This is a genomic window from Bacillus sp. ok061 (assembly GCF_900108285.1).
Taxonomy (GTDB): domain Bacteria; phylum Bacillota; class Bacilli; order Bacillales; family Bacillaceae_G; genus Bacillus_A; species Bacillus_A thuringiensis_S.
Genome location: NZ_FNUW01000001.1, coordinates 411715 through 435453 on the forward strand (window position 1 = coordinate 411715; position 23739 = coordinate 435453).

The following is a 23739-nucleotide window of genomic DNA, read 5'->3' on the forward strand; positions in this document are numbered from 1 at the left end:
CTGTTCCTGAGCAGCTGGGTTTCATCCCTTCTTCTTTTTTATTATTATTTTGATACTTAATGCAATACATACAATTCCTATTATTTTCATTAGGGTGTTACCCATATCTCCAAGGCTATTAACTGTTAAACTAATTAAAAAAGCTCCCAATAGACAGAGGGATATACCAAATAACGTTTTCAATACATTTAGCACCTAAATTCTTTATAGTATTTTTGAAATTTTATCACTCTCTTTAGGAATTGGATATTTTCCCTCGATATCCTTCTTGTGCTAAACTGCTCCATTGCATTTGAGTTAAAACACCTGAATTGCAAATAAGCCTACTTTTTTACGAAAATGATACTTATTAAAGAAACTGAGAAATAGAAAAGTACTATCGCTTTAATAATTTGTTAGAAAATATTTGTTATTATGGAACCTGTTTAACCACAAGATACTTTCGTTATGTTATCGTAAAACGGTTAAATAGTATTATTTATATAGCAGTGAAGTAATAAATGTAAGTTATCGATTAATTTGCTTGTAAAGGAGTATGGGTGAGAGTGATTAAATTTGGTAGATAAAATAAAAAACTAATTTCAAAACCGATGCGGGACTTTGACGAACGTATATTCTTTTTTGTATGATGGAATCATAAAAGGTGCTACCTACCACCCATAGTATAAAAACAAACTTAACTTTTAATACTCTTAGCATAAATACATGTACAGGGTACATAGTACTTTATTATATATTGGCGGTTAATCGTACCTTTTATAAAAAGATAAAATTATTTGGAGGAAAGAATGCCGATTTATTACACAAAAGAAGAATATGAAAAAATATTAGATACAAATGAAAAAGAACCAGTGTTTATGCCTAATGAAATTTTTGAGGATTTGCCAAGGGCTATAAATGTAAATAGAAAAGGAAAGAGTAGTAAACACATAGCGTATGCTTTTTCATATGTTTTTTTAGTTACATACCTATATCGATACACCAAATTCGGAACGCACGCCGACTACGAGTTTACAGAGGAAGAGTTAAAGAGGCTGTTAACAGTATCTCCGACAAGTAAAGGAAAGAATGGTGTAACCTATATTACTAAGAAAAAAGGGATACTAGAACAGTTAGGGTATATTAAGAAGGTGACTGATTATCCTTTAGGATGGTTTTATGATAAAGCCGATATAGATAGTTATGTTGAATTTATATATTTTTCAGAGATAAAAGAAGATGGATTATCCAGTTCTATGATTAGCAATTTGAAAAATAAAAAGGTAAATTATCCTGTTAAATTGTTAGATGAACGGACAATTGAAATAAATGAAGAAGAACTGGAATGTCCTGGAATATTATATGATATAAACTATACTACTGAGACGGGCATAGATACTTTTATATATTGTATGACAAGAAAAGAGTTAGGAGTAGAAGGTTTCTATTTATATTGTCTAATTAAATTCAAAAGTTCATTTTATGGTGGGAGTTGGAATTGTGCTCAATCCGATTTCCCTGCTCGTACGGGAATGAAGATAGATGTCATAAAAACAAGGCTAAAGGCTTTAGAGAGATATGGAATGCTCAATAATTCACATGAAGATTTTATAATTGGCTTAGATGGACCGGGATATGAAAGGATAGCAAATAGCTATTGTACCACGAATTTCTCTGATTTTGTAAAAGATGGAGGGGCAAAGCGCCCGTATAGTAGGGGGAGAGTACTAACTAAAAAAGCGTATGAAAAGTTGAAAGAGATGTTTAATGAAGATGATAACGAAGGGTTATGGGGAACTAAAGGTGCGGCATAGATGAATTTCTATGTCTTTTCTTTTTTATGAGTCCAAAAATGGTAATTAAAACCTTAAATGGACAATAACAAAATGTTATTATTGTATTATAAAAATATTAAGTTGGTGATATTATGAGATTCAAAAGCAAAACGATTTTTGGAGATGTACTAGGTGGAAATGTCTCTTTAAATATGAATAATGGTACTTTAAAAGTGAATACTTTGGATTCATTCATACAGAATAATTGGGAAGAGAATATTAAATCTATTACTCTTGTATCTCAAGAACAGATTACAAATAAATCAGGCATAATAGGACGTGCAGCAGTTGGTGGTGTGCTTTTAGGTGGTGCAGGAGCGGTTGTAGGTGCTCTCACAGCTGATAAAAGGAAGTCTTATACCATAACTATTACATACCATGATGGAAGAGAAGACTTGGCTGGAGTCTCTCAAGATGTATTAAGTTATTTAAACTTTTTAGCCAAGATGAATAAAAACAAAACCACAATGCTTCCTACCATAGATGAAAAGAAACAAGAAAAAATAAATGACCAACTTTTTGGTCATATAGAGAAAGAAGCTAAAGAACGTAGAAAAAAACAAATCGAGAAACAACAACGAATGCAGCAGAACAACGGAAAAGACCCTGAAAAGTTCCCTGTGGTATTAGGTAGCGCAGTTTTCTCTATAGTGTTCCTAATAATTATAATTGTATATTTAAACTCTTAATTAGTTATTTATAAATTGTGACAAGAGGTAAAGTAAACATAAAAATGTAGAAGGGGATTTATTATAGAAAATATATTAGATATAGCATTATCCGATTACTGAAAATAAATATTCTAGTTAACTTGTATTTAAAGGAGAGAGTGAAATGGAATTATTTCTTTGGGATAAGTTCAAAGATGGAGAAGTAAATGAAAAAATTAAATATTGGGTTGATATTTGGGAGGAACTAATAAAAAATTTCAATAAAAACTCATATGGTTTAAATTTAAGTAATCCTCATATAGTTATTAAGGATATAATTGATGAGGTCGAATTTAATAAAATGAGAAATAAAGAAAATAAAACATTTTTATTAAAACAAATTGATTCATTTCTAAAGAATGATAATTTGATAAAAGATTGTTATAAAGTTGAGTTCGAATCGATTCGTGAGTATTTAAATTCGGATAAGCATGAATACTTATTAGTGATTTGCAAGCAAATAAAGAAAGTATTTGAAGGCAATGGATATTTTGAAAAGTTATATAATCGTTTAAAAAGCATTTTGATGAGTGATGATGAAGGAGAAGATGTATTTAGGGATATAAACTCCATAAGTCAAAGTTTAATTGTTGAATTAATATTAAAAGGATTTCATTTAGACAGTATTAAGGATATGCCTGTAAAGAGTTTTTATAATTACACAGTGCTTGAAGATGAAAGAGTTATACCTAATTATCCTTATCATGGTTTAAAGTATAATGATTATAAAGATGAAGAAACATATTTAAAATTAGTAAAAAAGAAAATAGATAGTTTAACAATTCTTGACAGACTAGATGCACTTGGAGAACATATTTTAGGTCGTACTCCAATGGAACTCTATGTAATTATACCTATTGAAGGCATGGTAGGAGATTTACGGGAAATAGAAATTAAGGATGTATTATTTTATAACCCTAGATTTTATACACATGTAATACCATATGAATATATAGATGACGAAAAAAATAAAAAGGAATTTTTTTCCGTGAAAGAAAATAGGCTATTAAATGCACGTGTAAAAGTAGGGTGTATTGATTGGCAAAGTGCAAAAGATTTGGCGATTGATAAATTAGAGGAAGTGTTTAATGTTTTACGATGTATATATAAGACTAAATGTAAATTCAAAGCATTTGCTAATCGATATATAATTACGGATTTATCCGGGAGACAGTTAAATGAGGGATATGAGTTAGACGTTTACGAGATAGAAAAGGAGAGATATTCCTTGGATGTAGAAGAGGTTTCTTCAGATTCGAAAGAAGAAACCTTTTTTGAAAAAATATGTAATTCCATGGGGCAATCCAAGAAAACTGAAACTATTACACACAAAAAATTGATGTATTCGTTACATTGGTTTAGAAAAGGAGAAGAGTCAAAAAGGGCTGAGGATAGATTGTTAAATTATTGGATATCTATGGAGAATTTAATGGACTTTAAAAGTTCATCTGAAGAAAGTAGAAATATTATTTTAAATAAGGGTAAAGAAACAAGTTATAGTTTAATTAAAGAGTTAGTTCCTTGTTTAGAAATTATGGGATATAAAAATTCTGTATTGCAAAATTTATTCTACTACGTACGAAATTTAACATATTCGAATGGGTATTCGGAAAAGGGAATTAGAAGAGGGCTGAAATTACCTGAAGAATTGAGAAAACGATGTAATTTGATACATACGGAAGGGAAAGTAAGTTTGTTGCCATTTTTAGAAAATTTAGAGGAGGTTTCAAAGTGCACAGACAGTAAAATTATTAAGGATAAAATTCGATTTTCGTATCAGTTTTATACTGATAGAAAATTTGCCGAAAATGCTATAAGGGAAAGAATGCAGGTTGTTCAGGATGAGATACTTTATATATATAGGTATAGAAATAAAATTGTCCATAATGCACATTATGATAACGCATTACTTCCACATATAGTATCAAAAGCAAAAGAGTATGCAAATAGCCTGTTATTAAGGGTTATGTATGATTATTATATTAGTGGCGAGGAAGAAATAAAGGATATATATATTAAATGGCATTTTAATAGTTCGATTTTTATGAGGAATCTTAGTAAAAACGAAAACATAGATATAATAAACTATGAATTTGATTAGAAAATTAGCAGTATCAAGTGATAAAAAAATAGAGGTTGTATAATTTAGTGAATAAGCTAAGGAAAGCAATAGTTAGGAGCTCAGTGCTAAATGGCACTGAACTTTTTATTTAAAGCGTTAGATTAATATTAGTTGTATTTCTATTAAATGTAAAATCTATAGTTAAAATTAATGTATTTCAATTGGATATGATATGCTTTGCCTTTAATTTAATTTCACCAGCATGCTCTATAATTTCTTCTATTGTTATATTCATCTTTATGCTGGTAAACTGTAGAATTAAAAAAAAGAAATAAATTATTATAAAGTTACCAGTACATTTAAGGACTCCAAGGAGGCCCTTAACGTTGAAAGGAAGCGTCAAAAAAGATAAGCAAGCTGGAAAATGAATAACTGGAAATTACGTATCCAATCAATATCTTCTAAGGTGGAATAGTTTTCATATTGAGAACATGTAAAGAGGAAAGGGGAAATTTAAATGAAATTTAAATATTATAACGATACAGGGCGAACGGTATATATTCATCCTGCTACATTTATTCATGGTTGTAAAGGTGACGAGACACCAATTCAGCCACTGGAAGAAAGATTACTTATTCTACCAGAGGGGACGTTTCCATGGGTGAAGATGTGGGATTACGGCGAAGAAAGAGGGTTGCAAATTTTAGTTTCACCTACTGTAGATTAAATTTAACGATGCTTGCAAAAAGAGCTAAATAAACACAGGATATATATGACTGTATTTCTATACTATTAAAGAAAGTGCTATATGTGCATGAAAGCAGATTTTAAATTTATTGAACTGGTATCAGATGGGAAAATAAACAGTTTAGGAACAGAAATAAGAAGTTTTGCTAAAAAAGCTTGATGAGAGAGAAAACAACCTTTTGTTGAAATGTTAAAAGGATTTAATAAGTGATAGTAAATATATAAGCGGTATTTTAGTAAAAGGGATAGCCATTACAATGCTATCCCTTTTTGTGTAAGTGTAATAAAATGTTAATTTTAATAGTATAGAAGTGAATATCTCCTTTCTATTGCTATTAAAATAGACTTAATTGTTCTGTGACCTTTCTATTAAACGAACGATTAAATAGTTTTTCGAACTCCTCCCAAGTATCACTTGCACGCATTAAGGTAGTGGCGGAAGTAATCTGCTTTTCTAAGTGTGTTAGTCCAACCTCTGAGGTCAACCATTGGTGGAGTTTTTCATTACCAGTCTTACGCTCGCGGACTTCTTTCATTACATCATCAGGCAAAAAGCTATAGATAAATTCATTAGTTATCTTGGCTACTGTATGGGGTCTTCGGCTGCTACCCGTATACTCCCATCCCTTTAGGCGATAAATTTCTTTATAGAACTCCTCGGGGAATCTTCGTTCCCAAGGTTGAAAAAGCCCTTCTACGTAAAGGCTTAAGAGCTTTTGTAACGCATCTTTTTCACGAACTTCTTGATAGCCAGTAATTTCGTCAATGAATGCATCTATTCCAACTTTAGAAAAGGCTAACGTGATGTTATAGAGCCGTTCTGCCAATTCTTTTTGATAAGCCATATTAGGTTTATCAAAAACCCCGTTATTTTTAGCTCTATAGAAGGCATCAGCTAGGTCTACTAGTAAAGATGCTTTGAAAGCATGAAAGGAGTTTCCGCCTTCTGGGGGACGGATTTTTTGTACTTTTCCTTTATTTGTCTCTTGCATCCATTTTTTTATGTCCTCGCTAAGATAGTCCTGTATGTAATTTGCGCTTAGCATCCGAGGTAACGCTAAAGCTCCACCACCTTTTAACCCCATTGTTCTAGCAGTGCCTCTCAGAGAGAAAATTCGTTCCCCATTCTCCAAGACATAACACTCAATATTTATGTCTGTACCAGAGGGTGTCCATTCTCCTTTGTGGGTAGCTTGTATTACTTGTACATCGGTTTCTACTATATCATTTGGGGGTGAACTGTTATATTCTTTCATAAATTACGCCTCCTATAACAAGGTTTTTGTTGTAATTATTTTACAATATCCTGTTTAAAAATTAAACTTTTTAAAATGATTAGAATTTTATATAGATACAATTATGGGGATTGCTGTAAAATGAGTGTTATATCATTTTGTAATAAACTGTATTATAGTGTGTCGTTAAATTATAGAGTGCAAATGAAAAATAACTATATAGGTTATTAAGTGAGGTTAAAAATATGAATAACTCTGTGAAATCTACTATTATATCTATGAGTTTATTAAAGGATTACGATTTAGTTCCTTTTTTAATAATTGCACTAGGAACTGCCAAGCATGTTCATGATTTAGTTGATAGTTGTCATGATGAAAGAGAGCAAGAATATTATGAAGCATATCGTAGAAGTGGATTCTATATTCCTAAGTTACATAATGGGTATACTGTTTCAAATCAACAAAGAATAAAAAAAGTAGTAGGAATGCTACAGTGGGCGATTGATAATGAGGATGATACAAATATTATAAAACTTATGAAAAAAGGTTATAGATTGGCATATAATTATGTTTTGCAAAAAAAAGATAGTGTTATTCTTCATGAGTTTTTAAATGATAAATATAGAAAGAATTTTGCTAAGAATACTTATGAAGATAGCTATACTTTTTCGCAAATGCATTATATAAGTTATGTTTCAGTGGTAATGTATAGTACTATCAGGCAAAATAAAGAACTTGTAATAAACTCAATGTTGAAAGAAACTTTGGGAGAGATGGTTGGAGGAGATTCTATGAAATTTCCTATTACGATTATGGAAGCCATTTCTGATGTAGAAGAATGTTATAAAAATGAAGAAATCGTTAAACTTTTTAATGAATATGAAATTGCGTTTAAACAAAAAAATCACGTTTTAGAAGATATAATCGGTTATCTAACTGACAAAGAGAAACGGATTTTTAAGAAACTGCATTCTCAGGATATGGAGCAAGCGGATTTTGATTATAAAGTGGCGAGACAAGGTAAAATGAAATTTCATTCTATGGTTTCTGCATGGGTGCAGTACATGGGGATTAACTATAAAGATTTGAAAATGAATATAGTATTTTCTAAGGAAGACTTGGTTCGTTTATTTGCGACTTATACTTTTTTTAAAAAGGAATTTAGCATTAGGGATGATAAATATAAGGATATCATTATATTTTCTTTTTTAAATATATGGGCTATATCTAAGGAATATGAATATACAAAAAATAAATATTTGGAAGATATAAAAGAAGAATATTATGAAGAGTTATCTAGTATTAAAAATGAACTATTACTCCAGACGGAGCAACTTGCGACAAAGCAGGCGGAAACTCAGGATAAACAACAAGTTATAGAAGAAGAAAACAAATTATTAAGAGAAGAGAATGAAGCATTAAAAAGAAAAATAAAAAGGCATGAGCAGCAACTTCAAGAAGTGAAACAAAACTCTACAGAACTTTTAGCATTACGTGAGCTGCTATTTGATTTGGAAAATAAAGAAGAAACTCTCCAGTGTAGAAATTTACATATTGAAGAACAATATGAAGATAGACTTCAATATCTTAATAGTAAAAAATGTGCAATAGTTGGTGGTCATCCAGATTGGCAAAATAAGATAAAGAAGGATATTAGTAGTTTTTTATTTATTAATGTAGACGAAAAGGGTAGAAATTTGAGTTTTTTAAATAACATGGATGCCGTTTTTATAAAAACGACTTATCTTAATCACTCACTTTATTATAAAGTGATAAACGCTGTTAATATGAGCGGTGTACCTATTTTTTATCTTAATCGTACTGATAATATTGAACTAACTATTAATGAAATTAACGAAAGATTATCGTCTCAGATAAGTGCAAACTAATAGTAGAAGTAATATTTTGATGCTTATATTTCGCTGTTGTTTTTAATTCATTATAAACATACGTAGTTAATATTGAATCCCTGTTATTTAAGCGATAGCGTAGAATGTTTTAGCGAAATATGGCACGTGCAAATTTTATTATTTGACCATAATTTAAGTGAAGGTAAAGAAGGAAATGTACTGCCTACTGGATATGATTTAATGAAGTATATGTGTGGGTATGAGGTAAGAGCGGGCAAAATTTATCTATATATAGATAACGTTTGGTAGAGAGAAAATCATTATTCAATTAAAAATGATACTTATGGTGGGAAATGAGAAATATAAAAACTTTTGGTGAAATTATATAGGTAGTGTAGGTGAAGGTATGATAATAAAGGATTATGATATTTGGTATACTTATTCTCAATATTTCTTGAATGAAGAAATGGATTTAGAAAAAATGGCAAAAACATTAGTGAAGTTAGAAATTGCAGATTTAGTTGTTTCTTCAAGTGATATCGCATATTGGATATTTGATGAGGAATTATGTGTTGAAAAGGTAGGAGTCAAATATCCTAAAAGTAATTTTATGACATTTAGTAAGCCGCCTAATATGAATCAATTGCAGGCCGAATTTTATGAACAAGCGTATAAGTTTGAGTTTCATCAAAGGCATTTATTTACGGAAATGTTGAATGTAAAAAATAGATATATAAGAGCTTTTTTAGGTAAAATTTATTTAAAAAATGAGGACATGGTTGTCACTCTTTACCCGCAAGTGAAAATTTATGAGAATGGTGTTGTTTTATTGTCATTAAGAAAGTTTTGTGGGAACGATGATATCCCTGTGGGAGATTTTATAAATAATTATGTGAATTTATTTACAGAAAGATTTCAGGAGTTGTGGATGAGTTCAGGAATAGTATTAGCGCGTGAGTTGTCTGTTCTTAGTTATGAAAAACTTTCAAATAAAGAGAAGAAACGAGCGTATAACGCTATAAAAGATAGTGTTTGTGAATTGACACAGGTAGTGGAAGATGAAGAACAGGGCTTTTCATTCAAACTATGTAATGTACCTACTAAGGGGACGTTAAATTTAGGATTAGTTACAGATACGATTTTTGAAGCTATCGAATACAGTGCAAATGTAAAAATAGAACAGCCTTTACGGGTAGAACGTTTTTATGAATTAGGTACTTATTGGAGGGGTATGCCGTTTATATATTTATTAGATTATGAAAATCAACCACATTCAACCAATGATTTATTAGATGAACATTATTACATGTTTTCTCAAATCTTAAATCGAGTCTCTAAGATAAATCAATGTAATATTGATAATTTGAAAGAAGATAATGATTATAGGTCTTTTGATGATTATAAATTATTTATTAATGAAGCAGTTGTATTATGGGCGGTAGCTGGAAAATCTTTGGTAAGTAATATTAAATATGTAGATGCTAATCGTGGGCATTTAATCTATGATAAACAAGTTCAATCAGAAATGTTACTCTATATGTATGCTTTATATCATAAGTTGTTTATTAAATCTTATAAAGAGAATTATACAACTGAACAAGTTATTCATTATCAGATGAAAATTAATGAAATGTATAGAGATTTTAAATACGAAGCTAGTCATTATGGTGAGATAAAAAAATTATTAAATGCACTATCAAAATTCGGTGTAGACGATTTAAAAGAAAGTATTGATAACAATTTAAAACTAAAAAAAGAGTTAGATACTCTTATTAGTAATAAGGATAACACAATTTTTTCCAGAGTGCTTTCTATATTATTTGGGATATTGGGTGCATCATCTATCTCGACAAATGTTGTTCTTCCTATATGGAAAATGATGGATATAAAAATTTTAAATTCAGCTGAAGGACAGAAAATAGAATCATACTTATTTACAGTTATTTTTCTAATAGTAATAATATTTATTGGGAGAAAGGTGTTCTTAACAAAAAGATAGTAATTAAGGCATATTTTTATATGAATTAATTATAATTTATTAGTTAAAGGGTGGACTTTTTGTATGATTTGGAAAATTATTGGGGTGACATTAGTTTTAATATTAGTAGGATTTATAAAAAATGTTATGAGATTAATAAAATTAAACAAAAACATCGAATTTTTAGGACAATATACTAAAAATTATGTAGAGTATTGCAATAGTTATTTAGGAAAAGAAATTCGTTCAGAAGAAGAAAATAAGGTTTATATTAAGTTAATTAGGGAAGCGCCAAAAGCCCAGTTATTGTTAATGGATGCGGGGTATGTTGATTATAAACTTGCGGGAACTTGGTCATATATATCAAACTATCAAATTTTAATTAACACAGTACAAACATTGAGGAATCCTCCTGCTTTTGGGAGGGAAGAATACGAAATGTTATATAATATTTTGGTTATGCAAGTTTCACGTATAGATGAACTAGGTGAAACAACCAGGAAAGAAATTTTTAATCCGATTATCTTGTTAAGAGAAGGGGTTCAATTTTTCGTAACTTTACCCATATCATTATTGTTTTGGACGGGACTTATTAAGTATTCGACACAATACAAGTTAACCAATAATTTTTTTGTTAAGTTAGTTAGCTTCTTAATTATAATTATTGGACTTGTTTCCTCTATATTTACAATTGTTTTAGGGTGGGAGCAATTTGAAACGATTGTAAAAAGGTTCTTGTAATATAAATAAAGAATTTGTTTGTCATTAGTAACGCTTTTTTATTGACGATAAGCTATATAATAAGGTAGAATTTTTAAAAAAGGTCAGTTGACCGCCCAAATGAACGTTCAGCAAACGATGAAAGAATCGTTTATATATCGTAGGTAATTGACGGGTCGGGAGTTCGAATCTCTCCTGGGACGCTAAAAAAACCTTGTTATCTTTTGATAACAAGGTTTTTTGTTTGTTTAAAAATTGATATATGTGCAAGAAGTGTAAAAATATAACGTAACATATGATAATTATTATATACAACAGATTAAAGTGTATTAATAAAAGAGCGCCATTTATGCGCCCTATTCCTCTTATTTAATTTAAAGAATCAATAGGTTTATGATGGAACTCAAATCCATATCCAGATTCTCTTAATTGTTTACTTACAATATTATAAAACTCTTTACCATTCTAGTAAGATTGAGCAGCCGTTATCGGAACTTATCCCTGATAGTGTGTTACAATTAATAGAAGCGGAAAACGAAGATCTCCAATTGACTGGACGTGTGATTAGTTGGACAGTTTAAGAAGGTTGTATAAAAAGGGAGATGGCGCAAAGATGGCGAGAACAAAAGAGAATGATTTAACGGAGAAATTGGCAGAAGGTCAACGGAAATATGGTGACGGCAACTTTACAGTACAGAACATCGGTGATGAAACTAACCCGAATTGGACTGTCGTAAAAAATGTGAGGAAGGGATCGGCAGGCATTCGCGAAGGAGAAGATATATTAAGACTGCGATCAAAATATATAAAATAGTACGGAAATGGGCGGAGCCGGAGTTCGAATCTTTCCTGGGACGCTAAAAAAACCTTGTTATCTTTTGATAACAAGGTTTTTTGTTTTAAATTAGTTATTAATAAACTTCTCAAATACAAAACCATAATCTTTCACATTGTATTGTTTCTTCGTATCAACAAGCCAGTTAAAGGCGATCTCGTTCATCTCTTTAAATTGCTCTGCTAAGTTTACTTGTGCGTTTGAAATACGGCTGAAAGCATTAGATGCCATATCTAAACTTTTATGTGCATATTGTAATGTAATGTCGTTGTCGTATGAAATTTCTTCAATTTTAAGTAAAGCCTTATATAAATCTTTTAATTCTTCAATATGTTTTTTATGAACATCAATTGAGTAATGCTCATCTCCCATTTGAAACTTAATTTCTATATCTAAATCAATCGTTCCTGCAGTTTCAAGTGCTACGTTTTTAATTTGATATTTACTATAGCTATAGCGGCGCAGTGTGCGTTTTTTACTTGTTGCGCTTGTACCATCTAGGTGGAGTAATCCTTTGTTTGTGAAGCAATATTCATCTGATTTGGATTTAATTAGAAAATAAATTTTCTCTCCATCTTCGTGCATCACGTAATCATCAGCGTCAACTTTATCGTAATCTTTCGGTGTAATGACAGAACCTACATCGCTTAACCCTAAAACATCAGCAGCTACTTTTTTGAACATATATAATCCCCCTTGTAAATTAAATTCTTAATTGTACAAAAATATATTAACATGATTTTCATTTTTTGTTTTCTTGTAATACGAAAATATCTGAAGGTAAGTTAAGAAAAGTAACGCATAATTATTTTGATCCTAAATTATTTAGTAAATCTATTAGTCTAAGAGTCGATTCGCCGAAAAGTAACCAAGAGAAAAAAGCTAATTTTGCAAGTGATTATAGAGAAATTTCGTGAAAGCACCTCGAGCGATATGAGGTGTTTTTCAATCCCTTTTTGAAATCTTACAATTCTGTAAGGTAACTGTAAGGTAGTTCGATGGTAAGAAATTGCTAATCTTTTATAATGAAGATAACAACGATAAAACGAGGAGGAAGAAATGATGAAAGGATTAGTTGTAACGGGCTTAACGGTTGCTTTTGGATTTGTAGCGTATGAGAAATTAACGTATGTAGTTGATGTTGTGAAACATTTGATTGCTTAGAGAAAACAGCTATGAGAGGGAAAGGGAATGAGTGAATGAATGGAATGGTTATTTGGAATTATAGGTACTTGTAGTGTAGTGTTATTGTTCTTTGTCCCAAGTGGTATACTTAGTTCGACAACAAGTTTGTTCTTCTTAAGTTTGTTTGCTTGTACGATGCTTATTATTATGTTTTTAATGAAGCGAAGTAAACCAATCTTCTATTTTAGCATGATTGTTATGGCAATTATTGTTCTCCAAATTATTACCCTTGTAATATACCCCACAATTATAAAAGCTTTCCATTAATGATGAATCCTCTGCGCTTGTTGCTGGGGATTTTTATTTGTACAATTTTAATTTTTAGTAGAGATTTACTCGTATCGGAATGTAAAAATTAAATATTTTTATATTTCAAACAAATGGTTTAGGGATGTTGTGTTCTCATTACGCATTTGATATATTTACTTTGAACATAATTAAAATCAAGAAAAAGAGGCGGACGTATGGATAAAAAAGAAAATACGGTCGTATTGTTTCCACAACTATCAGAGCGCTATATTGATGAAGGGTTTTTAGCGCTGAAAGAGCGGGAATTCGAAGATGCATTGCGTTGTTTTGAAATATTACGTCAGTATAATGCGGAAACGGAACAAACGGAATTAGCTTCAGTTATTTGTTTACTCGAATTAAAACGTATGGAAGAAGCGAAAGAAAAATGTGAACAGTTGCTTAAAATAGGAGTTGTCTTATTTGGTGATATTCTTGAAACGTACGTAACTATTTTAGTTCAAACAAATGATTATGAAGGTGTTATTGAAACTGTTGAAAAGGTTTTACAAACGAAAGATATAATGCCTGATCAAAAGGAAAAATTAGCGCAGCTTGCTTTATTTGCAGAAGGTATGCTAAATGAGGGAGACGCATCGCTAGTGGATTCAAACTTTGAATTGGATGAGTTTACTAATGAAATTTTTGGAGAAAACTTTGGACAGAAGCTAAGAGCGATTCAGCGACTTTCGTTAAAAGATTTAGATCTTGCATTACCTGTTTTAAAGAAATTTTTAATAGACGAAGAGCAGCACCCCTATTTGAAAACTTCTATTTTGTATAAAATGATAGAAAGTCAGGTGGAAGAAGAAATAGAGGTAGAAAAGTTTGGAAATACGATTAAGGTGATTCCAGCATTTACAGGTCATAATGAGGAGCAATCCAATAACATTATACATAAATTATCAAGCCGATTAGAGCAAAATTATCCCGATATATTTGAAGCGATGGTTACATATTGGAAAGAGTTGCAAATTAGCGTTTTCCCATTCGCTCTATTAATGGATAAAGAAGAGATTTGGTCAGCTGTTTTAGAGAGAATTGGAAGAAAGCGTTTCGGATTGGCTATTGATGAAGAAGAGCTTATGGCAGCATATAATATCGAATTGGAAGAGTTTCATATTGCCTATCAATGGTTATTACGTGTTGAAAGAGAAGGATATTTGCCCGTATAATTATGAAAAAGAATCGTTCAGTTCTTGAAACGAGCATATTCTATGTTATAATGTAAGGGTTGCAAAAGGCAGAAATCTGCCTGTTTGTAAGAGAAGAGAAGTGCAATTCTCTTACTTAATATGTTTCATATTATTCTCGAACAAAATATACCGTAGTTGTCTTCTGGACAATTAGTAGATTGGAACATTATATCTGAAAGCTTTTGCTAGAGGGTTATTTGTGTATTTGTTATTTCAAAAAAGAGATAATGAAGATTTTAATCTATAGAGGTATGTGCATACATTATTATAGTTGGAGGGAAAGAATAAATGTCTACAAAATGGGAAAAATTAGAAGGTAACGTTGGCGTTTTAACAATCGAAGTTGATGCTAAAGAAGTAAACAACTCTATCGACGCTGCGTTCAAAAAAGTAGTAAAAACAATTAACGTACCAGGTTTCCGTAAAGGAAAAATGCCTCGTCCATTATTCGAACAACGCTTTGGTATTGAATCTTTATACCAAGATGCTTTAGATATCATTTTACCAAAAGCATACGGTGAAGCGATTGAAGAAGCTGGTATCTTCCCAGTTGATCATCCTGAAATCGACATCGAGAAGTTCGAAAAAAATGCTAACCTTATCTTCACTGCAAAAGTTACAGTGAAACCTGAAGTTAAATTAGGTGAGTACAAAGGTTTAGCAGTAGAGAAAGTTGAAACAACTGTAACTGACGAAGATGTAGAGAACGAATTAAAATCTTTACAAGAGCGTCAAGCTGAACTAGTTGTTAAAGAAGAAGGAACTGTTGAAAACGGTGATACAGCTGTAATCGACTTCGAAGGTTTCGTTGATGGCGAAGCATTTGAAGGCGGAAAAGGCGAAAACTACTCTCTAGCAATCGGTTCTGGTACATTCATCCCAGGTTTCGAAGAGCAAGTAATCGGTCTTAAATCTGGTGAGTCTAAAGACGTTGAAGTATCATTCCCAGAAGAGTACCATGCTGCTGAATTAGCTGGCAAACCAGCAACATTCAAAGTAACAATTCACGAAATCAAAACAAAAGAACTTCCTGAGTTAAACGACGAGTTCGCTAAAGAAGCAGACGAAGCGGTTGCAACTCTTGATGAATTAAAAGCAAAACTTCGCACAAACTTAGAAGAAGGCAAAAAGCACGAAGCTGAGCACAAAGTACGTGACGAAGTAGTAGAATTAGCTGCTGCTAACGCTGAAATCGAAATTCCAGAAGCTATGATCAACACTGAGTTAGATCGTATGGTTCGTGAATTCGAGCAACGTTTAAGCCAACAAGGTATGAACCTTGAGCTTTACTACCAATTCACAGGTACTGACGCTGACAAATTAAAAGAGCAAATGAAAGAAGATGCACAAAAACGTGTAAGAATCAATCTTGTTCTTGAAGCTATCATTGAAGCTGAAAACATCGAAGTTACTGAAGAAGAAGTAACTTCAGAAGTTGAAAAAATGGCTGAAATGTATGGTATGCCAGTAGACGCTATCAAGCAAGCTCTTGGAAGTGTAGACGCTTTAGCTGAAGATCTTAAAGTGCGTAAAGCTGTAGACTTCTTAGTAGAAAACGCTGCATAATAAAATAACAAGGCACGATTTTAATCGTGCCTTGTTTTATAAATATAGAAATATATTTATAAAACTTTTCGATGGAGAAGGAAAAGTTCCTTTACAAGTCGAATATACATATTTCAAAAGTTTTAAAATTTTTTTATTTGTACATAACTAGTCATATTATTTGTATTTCTCGCCACGTAGTGACATAATATGTATTTACATACGATACATTTATCGTGTACATACGAAGGCAAGAGGTTAGCACTTTGTAAGGGGTGTGAAAATATGTTTAAATTTAATGATGAAAAAGGGCAATTAAAATGTTCTTTCTGTGGTAAAACACAAACGCAAGTTCGAAAGTTAGTGGCAGGTCCAGGTGTTTACATTTGTGACGAGTGTATCGAACTTTGTACTGAAATTGTACAAGAGGAGCTTGCGAAGGACGAAGAAGTAGAATTCAAAGATGTACCGAAACCGGTAGAAATTCGTGAAATCTTAGATGAGTATGTCATCGGGCAAGATAGCGCGAAAAAAGCACTAGCGGTAGCGGTATATAACCATTACAAACGCATTAATTCTAACAGCAAAATTGATGATGTAGAATTAGCGAAGAGTAATATCGCACTTATCGGGCCAACAGGTAGTGGTAAAACATTACTGGCACAAACGTTAGCGCGTATTTTAAATGTTCCATTTGCAATCGCGGACGCAACATCTTTAACAGAAGCTGGATATGTTGGGGAAGATGTAGAAAATATCTTACTAAAATTAATTCAAGCAGCTGATTATGATGTAGAGAAAGCGGAAAAAGGAATCATTTATATTGATGAGATTGATAAAGTGGCACGTAAGTCCGAAAATCCATCAATTACACGTGATGTATCTGGTGAAGGTGTGCAGCAGGCACTTCTGAAAATTTTAGAAGGTACTGTAGCAAGCGTTCCACCTCAAGGTGGTCGTAAGCATCCGCACCAAGAGTTCATTCAAATTGATACAACGAACATCTTATTCATTTGTGGTGGAGCGTTTGATGGCATTGAGCCAATTATTAAACGTCGCCTTGGTGAAAAAGTAATTGGATTTGGTTCTGAGAAGAAAAATGCTGATGTAAATGAGAAGCATGTTTTATCTCACGTATTACCAGAGGATCTTTTAAGATTTGGTTTAATTCCAGAGTTTATCGGTCGTCTTCCAGTTATTGCGAACCTAGAGCCACTTGATGAAGATGCTCTTGTTGATATTTTAACGAAACCGAAAAATGCACTTGTTAAGCAATTCCAAAAACTATTGGAGCTTGACGATGTTGAGTTAGAGTTTGAAGAAGGTGCACTAATCGAAATTGCGAAAAAAGCAATTGAACGTAAAACGGGTGCCCGTGGACTTCGTTCTATTATTGAAGGCTTAATGCTTGATGTAATGTTCGAACTTCCATCTCGTAAAGATATCGAGAAGTGTATTCTTACAAAAGAAACAGTAGCTGATAATGAGCCGCCAAAATTGGTGTTACAAGACGGTACTGTACTTGATACAAAAACATCTGCATAATGCGAAAGGGAAACAGCAATTTTTATAATTGCTGTTTTTCTTTATGTTTAGCTATGTTCTTCCGCGGAAATACTAAGAGATAAAATATTGCGGGAGGAAATAAATAATGAGCTGGACAAATATATTTTTAGTTGTTCAACTTGTTTTTGGTGTAATTGTCGGATTGTATTTCTGGCATTTACTTCGAAATCAACGAACACAAAAAGTTTCAATTGATCGAGAATCGAAAAAAGAATTAGAACAGCTTCGTAAAATGCGTGAGATTTCTTTAACAGAGCCGCTAGCAGAAAAGGTGCGTCCTACAACCTTTTTAGATATTGTAGGGCAAGAGGACGGGATTAAGTCGTTAAAAGCGGCTCTTTGTGGTCCGAATCCGCAACATGTAATCATATATGGCCCGCCAGGTGTTGGGAAAACAGCGGCAGCACGTCTTGTATTAGAAGAAGCGAAACGAAATCCTAAATCTCCATTTCGTACGAATGCAACATTTATTGAACTTGATGCGACAACAGCTCGGTTTGATGAACGTGGTATCGCAGACCCTTTAATTGGTTCGGTACATGATCCGATTTATCAAGGTGCTGGGGCGATGGGGCAAGCAGGTATTCCGCAACCGAAAAAAGGTGCTGTAACAGATGCGCATGGTGGTATTTTGTTTATTGATGAGATTGGTGAGCTCCATCCGATTCAAATGAACAAAATGTTAAAGGTGTTAGAAGATCGAAAAGTATTTTTAGAAAGTGCGTACTATAGTGAAGAAAATACGATGATCCCAACATATATACATGATATTTTCCAAAAAGGCTTACCGGCAGACTTTCGCTTAGTTGGTGCAACGACACGTTCGCCAGAGGAAATTCCTCCTGCTATTCGGTCGCGTTGCTTAGAAGTATTTTTCCGTGAATTAGATACAGAAGAAATTCAAAAAGTAGCGAAAAACGCTGCCGAAAAAGTGGAAATGCAAATAGGTGAAAATGGTATTGAAATGATTGGGATGTATGCAAGAAATGGACGAGAAGCGATTAATCTCGTACAAATCTCTGCTGGTATGGCGATAAATGAAGAACGTTCTTTCATTAAAGATGAAGATATAGAGTGGGTTGTTCACTCAAGTCAGCTTACACCAAAATACGAAAAGCACATTTATCCGATTCCAAGGATTGGTCTTGTAAATGGTCTTGCTGTATACGGACCAAATACAGGTGCGTTATTAGAAATTGAAGTAACAGCAATTCCGGCGAAAGATAAAGGATCGGTAAATGTTACCGGAATTGTAGAAGAAGAAAGCATTGGTAGTCAAACGAAATCGATTCGTCGTAAAAGTATGGCGAAAGGCTCTGTTGATAATGTATTAACAGTACTTCGTTCGTTAGATGTGTTGCCAGAAGGATATGATATACATATTAATTTTCCAGGTGGTATCCCAATTGATGGACCTTCTGCAGGAATCGCTATGGCAACAGGTGTATATTCTGCGGTGCATCGCACATATGTAAATAACGAAGTAGCGATGACAGGTGAAATAAGTATACACGGAGAAGTAAAGCCTATTGGTGGCGTGTATGCAAAAATAAAAGCTGCGAAAAAAGCGGGAGCTAAGAAAGTCATTATTCCTGCTGAAAATATGCAACCATTTTTGTATACGATAAAGGGAATTGAAATTATTCCTGTCCGTAAGTTAAAAGAAGTATTTGAGCTAACGTTTATGCAAGAAAATACGCATAGAGAGCTAGATGTACATACTAACGTAGACGAAACAGATGCACAATCTATGTAAAAATAAACAATAATAAAATTTGCCAGACTTCGTTTAAGTTTGTATGCTTAATCGGAGTCTTTTTTCTTTTCGTGAGGTAGAAAAACAAGCTATTTACAATTGCGAGGAATCTCAGCAATTGCATCTAGGTGTATTGTAATATAAAATAGTTGAACAGGAGTTTAATTTATTATGGAGGTGCTATGTCTAGTATGAATACGAACGAAAGAATCGTGCCCCTCCTACCATTAAGAGGCGTTCTCGTATATCCAACGATGGTTTTGCATCTTGATGTAGGACGTGATAAATCGATACAAGCACTAGAGCAGGCGGCAATGGATGAAAATATCATCTTTTTAGCAATGCAAAAAGAAATGAATATCGATGATCCGAAAGAAGATGACATATATAGTGTAGGTACAGTGGCGAAAGTCAAGCAAATGTTAAAATTGCCGAACGGTACGCTTCGTGTCCTTGTGGAAGGTTTACATAGAGCAGAAGTAATAGAGTTTATCGAAGAAGAAAATATAGTACAAGTGTCTATTAAAACGGTAACTGAAGAAGTAGAAGATGATTTAGAAGAGAAAGCTCTTATGCGTACGTTACTGGAGCATTTCGAACAATATATTAAAGTTTCGAAAAAAGTTTCAAATGAAACATTTGCAACGGTAGCTGATGTAGAAGAACCAGGGAGATTAGCTGATCTAATTGCTTCTCACTTGCCGATTAAAACGAAGCAGAAACAAGAGATTCTAGAGATTGTATCTGTAAAAGAACGATTACATACACTTATTTCAATTATTCAAGATGAACAAGAGTTACTTAGCCTAGAAAAGAAGATTGGGCAAAAAGTGAAACGTTCAATGGAGCGCACGCAAAAAGAATATTTCTTACGTGAGCAAATGAAGGCGATTCAAACTGAACTTGGCGACAAAGAAGGTAAGGGCGGAGAAGTAGAAGAACTTCGTGAAAAAATTGAACAGTCAGGAATGCCTGAAGAAACAATGAAGGCTGCGCTGAAAGAATTAGATCGTTATGAAAAGTTACCAGCAAGTTCTGCGGAGAGTGGTGTTATTCGCAATTATATTGATTGGTTATTAGCGCTTCCGTGGACAGAGGCAACAGAAGATATAATTGATCTTGCTCATTCGGAAGAGATTTTAAATAACGATCATTACGGTCTTGAAAAAGTGAAAGAGCGTGTACTTGAATATTTAGCTGTACAGAAGTTAACGAATTCATTAAAAGGACCTATCCTTTGTTTAGTAGGCCCTCCTGGGGTCGGCAAAACTTCGTTAGCGCGTTCAATTGCAACATCATTGAATCGTAACTTTGTCCGTGTATCTCTTGGTGGTGTGCGTGATGAATCTGAAATTCGTGGTCACCGCCGTACATATGTTGGAGCAATGCCAGGACGCATTATTCAAGGTATGAAAAAGGCGAAAACAGTTAATCCAGTCTTCTTATTAGATGAGATTGATAAAATGTCTAACGATTTCCGTGGAGATCCATCAGCGGCATTACTTGAAGTATTAGATCCAGAACAAAACCATAACTTCAGTGATCATTACATTGAAGAACCATATGATCTATCGAAAGTTATGTTTGTAGCAACCGCTAATACACTTTCAAGTATTCCAGGTCCATTACTTGACCGTATGGAAATCATTTCGATTGCTGGCTATACAGAACTTGAAAAAGTACACATTGCTCGTGAGCATTTATTGCCGAAACAATTAAAAGAGCATGGCTTACGAAAAGGTAATTTACAAGTGCGTGATGAAGCGCTTCTTGAAATTATTCGTTATTATACACGTGAGGCTGGTGTTCGTACGCTAGAACGTCAAATTGCAAAAGTTTGCCGTAAAGTAGCGAAAATTATCGTTACAGCAGAACGTAAACGTATCGTTGTGACAGAGAAAAAGATTGTTGATTTACTTGGTAAACACATATTCCGTTATGGGCAAGCTGAAAAAACAGACCAAGTTGGTATGGCAACAGGTCTAGCTTACACAGCAGCAGGCGGCGATACACTTGCAATTGAAGTTTCTGTAGCGCCAGGAAAAGGGAAACTAATTTTAACGGGGAAACTTGGGGATGTTATGAAAGAATCAGCACAAGCTGCGTTTAGTTATATACGCTCTCGTGCAGAAGAGCTTCAGATTGACCCGAATTTCCATGAGAAAAATGATATTCATATTCATGTTCCAGAAGGAGCAGTTCCAAAAGATGGACCGTCAGCAGGTATTACGATGGCAACGGCACTTATTTCTGCACTAACAGGTATTCCTGTAAGTAAAGAAGTAGGTATGACAGGTGAAATTACACTTCGTGGTCGTGTATTACCAATTGGTGGCTTAAAAGAAAAAACATTAAGTGCTCACCGCGCAGGCTTAACAAAAATTATTTTGCCAGCAGAAAACGAGAAAGATTTAGATGATATTCCAGAGAGCGTAAAAGAAAACCTTACGTTTGTGCTTGCATCTCATTTAGATGAAGTATTGGAGCACGCATTAGTAGGAGTGAAACAATGAAAGTAACAAAAGCAGATATTGTAATTAGTGCTGTTAAACCAGAACAATATCCAGACAGTGATTTACCAGAAATTGCATTAGCAGGTCGTTCAAATGTCGGGAAGTCTTCCTTTATTAATAAAATTTTAAATCGTAAAAAGTTAGTGCGTATTTCTTCTAAACCAGGAAAAACGCAAACACTGAACTTTTTCTTAATCAATGAGATGATGCATTTTGTTGACGTTCCAGGTTATGGATATGCGAAAGTGTCTAAATCGGAGCGCGCGGCATGGGGGAAAATGATTGAAACGTACTTTACAACGCGTAAGCAATTAGACGCAGCTGTATTAGTAGTTGATTTACGTCACCAACCAACAAGTGATGACGTGATGATGTATGATTTCTTAAAGCATTATGAAATCCCAACAATTATTATTGCGACGAAAGCCGATAAAATCCCGAAAGGGAAATGGCAAAAGCATTTAAAAGTTGTAAAAGAAACGCTTGCTGTTGAAATTGGCGATGAAATCGTTCTATTCTCTTCTGAAACAGGACTTGGAAAAGAAGAAGCGTGGAAGGCAATTCATAAAATGACAAAAACAAAAAACGCGTGACGAATGTCGCGCGTTTTTTTCTTTATATAAGCTGTTAACGTACGTTTAATGTAACTTCAATATTACCTCGTGTTGCTTTAGAGTAAGGACATACACCGTGAGCCGCTTCTACAAGTTCTTTTGCTTCGCTATGTGAAACGCCAGCGACATGTACATCAAGCACGGCAGATAGGCCAAAACCACCGTCTGTATCTTTTCCGATAGAAACGTGAGCGGTTACTTCTGTACTTTCTACTTTCATACGTTTTGTACGAATGACAAGTTGTAATGCACTATCAAAACAAGCTGCATAACCAGCTGCAAATAGTTGTTCTGGATTTGTTGCTTCTCCGCCTGCACCACCTAGTGCTTTCGGCATTTTTACATCAAGATTTAATATGCCATCATCTGAAACTACTTTCCCATTTCTTCCACCTGTTGCTGTTACTGAAGCAGTATATAATTTATCCATATTTATTCCCCTTTTCCATTATTAATTGTTTTCATTGTTTCAATTAGTTTATTTAGCTCAATTAATAAAGAGCGATATTCGTGCTCTGTAATTCCTAAATTTGTAGCCATCGTTGTCGGTAATGAGCAAGCCTTTTCCTTTAAATCTTTGCCTTGTTCTGTTAATTCAATACAAACTTTTCGCTCGTCTTCTTTGGAACGAACACGTTTTACAAGTTTTAATGATTCCATTCGTTTTAACATAGGTGTTAACGTACCGGAATCTAAAAATAGACGTTCTCCAATTTCTTTTACTGTTAGTCCATCTTGCTCCCATAGTACGAGTAAAGTAATGTACTGGGGATACGTAATACCCATCTCTTCTAAATAAGGTCGATAAAAACGAGTAACCTCTCTAGAACAGGCATAAATAGAAAAACAAAGTTGGTTATCTAGATGCAAAGAGTCCTCTGTCATACATAACTCCTTTCTAATTAAGTTGTGCGCAATTTAATTTTGTAAAATCAATATAACGAAAAATAAATAAAATGTCAAATACATTGTATTGAGAAAGTGTTTGCTACATTTTGGAACAATCATACATATTTTCCTTCATGATGAAAGAAGATAGGAAAGATGATGTTATAATTTATATGGAATAGTTTCCATCACTTGATTATGAGGACTTTTTTTGGTAACGTACAAATAGAGTTATTA

The 23739-nt window shown here is 33.2% G+C and carries 19 protein-coding genes; 15 read left to right on the forward strand and 4 right to left on the reverse strand.

From position 1 onward, the window contains the following. Positions 1-788: 788 nt before the first annotated feature. The 4 genes from C4S65_RS02340 (at position 789) to C4S65_RS02355 (ending at position 5313) form a co-directional block, all read left to right on the forward strand. Entirely contained in the window at positions 789-1793 is a 1005-nt protein-coding gene (locus C4S65_RS02340) for a hypothetical protein (protein ID WP_103945118.1), read from the forward strand. Between the two features lie 113 nt (positions 1794-1906). Then, positions 1907-2503, forward strand: a complete 597-nt coding sequence (locus tag C4S65_RS02345; protein ID WP_103945119.1) for a hypothetical protein — start codon at positions 1907-1909, stop codon at positions 2501-2503. 145 nt (positions 2504-2648) lie between these two features. After that, entirely contained in the window at positions 2649-4625 is a 1977-nt protein-coding gene (locus C4S65_RS02350) for a hypothetical protein (RefSeq protein ID WP_103945120.1), read from the forward strand. 478 nt (positions 4626-5103) lie between these two features. Then, positions 5104-5313: a hypothetical protein gene (locus C4S65_RS02355; RefSeq protein ID WP_103945121.1), complete on the forward strand. Its 210-nt coding sequence runs from the start codon at positions 5104-5106 to the stop codon at positions 5311-5313. 355 nt (positions 5314-5668) lie between these two features. On the opposite strand, the gene C4S65_RS02360 is transcribed toward C4S65_RS02355, so the two are convergent. Then, on the reverse strand, positions 5669-6589 hold the full coding sequence (locus C4S65_RS02360; protein WP_103945122.1) for a P63C domain-containing protein: 921 nt from the start codon (positions 6587-6589) through the stop codon (positions 5669-5671). Between the two features lie 224 nt (positions 6590-6813). On the opposite strand from C4S65_RS02360, the gene C4S65_RS02365 reads away from it, so the two are divergent. The 4 genes from C4S65_RS02365 to C4S65_RS02380 all read left to right on the forward strand — a co-directional run bounded on the left by C4S65_RS02365 (position 6814) and on the right by C4S65_RS02380 (position 11930). Beyond that, positions 6814-8457, forward strand: coding sequence for a hypothetical protein (locus tag C4S65_RS02365; protein ID WP_103945123.1), 1644 nt, complete (start codon positions 6814-6816; stop codon positions 8455-8457). A gap of 367 nt (positions 8458-8824) precedes the next feature. Then, positions 8825-10417 (forward strand): hypothetical protein, encoded by a 1593-nt coding sequence (locus C4S65_RS02370; protein WP_103945124.1) that lies wholly within the window; start codon positions 8825-8827, stop codon positions 10415-10417. A gap of 63 nt (positions 10418-10480) precedes the next feature. Continuing rightward, positions 10481-11137, forward strand: a complete 657-nt coding sequence (locus C4S65_RS02375) for a hypothetical protein (protein ID WP_103945125.1) — start codon at positions 10481-10483, stop codon at positions 11135-11137. Positions 11138-11729: 592 nt separating this feature from the next. After that, positions 11730-11930 (forward strand): hypothetical protein, encoded by a 201-nt coding sequence (locus tag C4S65_RS02380; protein ID WP_000124591.1) that lies wholly within the window; start codon positions 11730-11732, stop codon positions 11928-11930. 90 nt (positions 11931-12020) lie between these two features. Here C4S65_RS02380 and C4S65_RS02385 read toward each other — a convergent pair whose 3' ends face one another. Next, the gene (locus C4S65_RS02385) at positions 12021-12635 is read right to left on the reverse strand and encodes a PH domain-containing protein (protein ID WP_000475213.1); all 615 of its coding nucleotides are present in this window, start codon (positions 12633-12635) and stop codon (positions 12021-12023) included. A 519-nt stretch (positions 12636-13154) separates the two neighbouring features. Between C4S65_RS02385 and C4S65_RS02395 the strand changes: the two genes are divergently transcribed. The 7 genes from C4S65_RS02395 to ysxC all read left to right on the forward strand — a co-directional run bounded on the left by C4S65_RS02395 (position 13155) and on the right by ysxC (position 22593). After that, positions 13155-13403: a hypothetical protein gene (locus tag C4S65_RS02395; protein WP_001983650.1), complete on the forward strand. Its 249-nt coding sequence runs from the start codon at positions 13155-13157 to the stop codon at positions 13401-13403. A gap of 197 nt (positions 13404-13600) precedes the next feature. Then, the gene (locus tag C4S65_RS02400) at positions 13601-14599 is read left to right on the forward strand and encodes a hypothetical protein (RefSeq protein WP_000358256.1); all 999 of its coding nucleotides are present in this window, start codon (positions 13601-13603) and stop codon (positions 14597-14599) included. 309 nt (positions 14600-14908) lie between these two features. Further along, entirely contained in the window at positions 14909-16186 is a 1278-nt protein-coding gene (tig, locus tag C4S65_RS02405; protein WP_000105216.1) for a trigger factor, read from the forward strand. Between the two features lie 264 nt (positions 16187-16450). Continuing rightward, positions 16451-17710, forward strand: coding sequence for an ATP-dependent protease ATP-binding subunit ClpX (clpX, locus tag C4S65_RS02410; RefSeq protein ID WP_000472289.1), 1260 nt, complete (start codon positions 16451-16453; stop codon positions 17708-17710). A gap of 106 nt (positions 17711-17816) precedes the next feature. Then, positions 17817-19487: an ATP-dependent protease LonB gene (gene lonB / locus C4S65_RS02415; protein WP_000119174.1), complete on the forward strand. Its 1671-nt coding sequence runs from the start codon at positions 17817-17819 to the stop codon at positions 19485-19487. 182 nt (positions 19488-19669) lie between these two features. Next, the gene (lon, locus tag C4S65_RS02420) at positions 19670-22000 is read left to right on the forward strand and encodes an endopeptidase La (RefSeq protein ID WP_061666250.1); all 2331 of its coding nucleotides are present in this window, start codon (positions 19670-19672) and stop codon (positions 21998-22000) included. Continuing rightward, a complete protein-coding gene (gene ysxC / locus C4S65_RS02425) occupies positions 21997-22593 on the forward strand; it encodes a ribosome biogenesis GTP-binding protein YsxC (RefSeq protein WP_000869118.1) in 597 nt (198 codons plus the stop codon). Before lon ends, ysxC begins: the two co-directional genes overlap by 4 nt. 34 nt (positions 22594-22627) lie before the next feature. Here the strand turns inward: ysxC and C4S65_RS02430 are convergent, their stop codons facing one another. Both C4S65_RS02430 and C4S65_RS02435 read right to left on the reverse strand, forming a co-directional pair. Then, on the reverse strand, positions 22628-23044 hold the full coding sequence (locus tag C4S65_RS02430) for an organic hydroperoxide resistance protein (RefSeq protein WP_000359773.1): 417 nt from the start codon (positions 23042-23044) through the stop codon (positions 22628-22630). A gap of 2 nt (positions 23045-23046) precedes the next feature. After that, the gene (locus C4S65_RS02435) at positions 23047-23499 is read right to left on the reverse strand and encodes a MarR family transcriptional regulator (protein ID WP_000133912.1); all 453 of its coding nucleotides are present in this window, start codon (positions 23497-23499) and stop codon (positions 23047-23049) included. Positions 23500-23739: the final 240 nt, after the last annotated feature.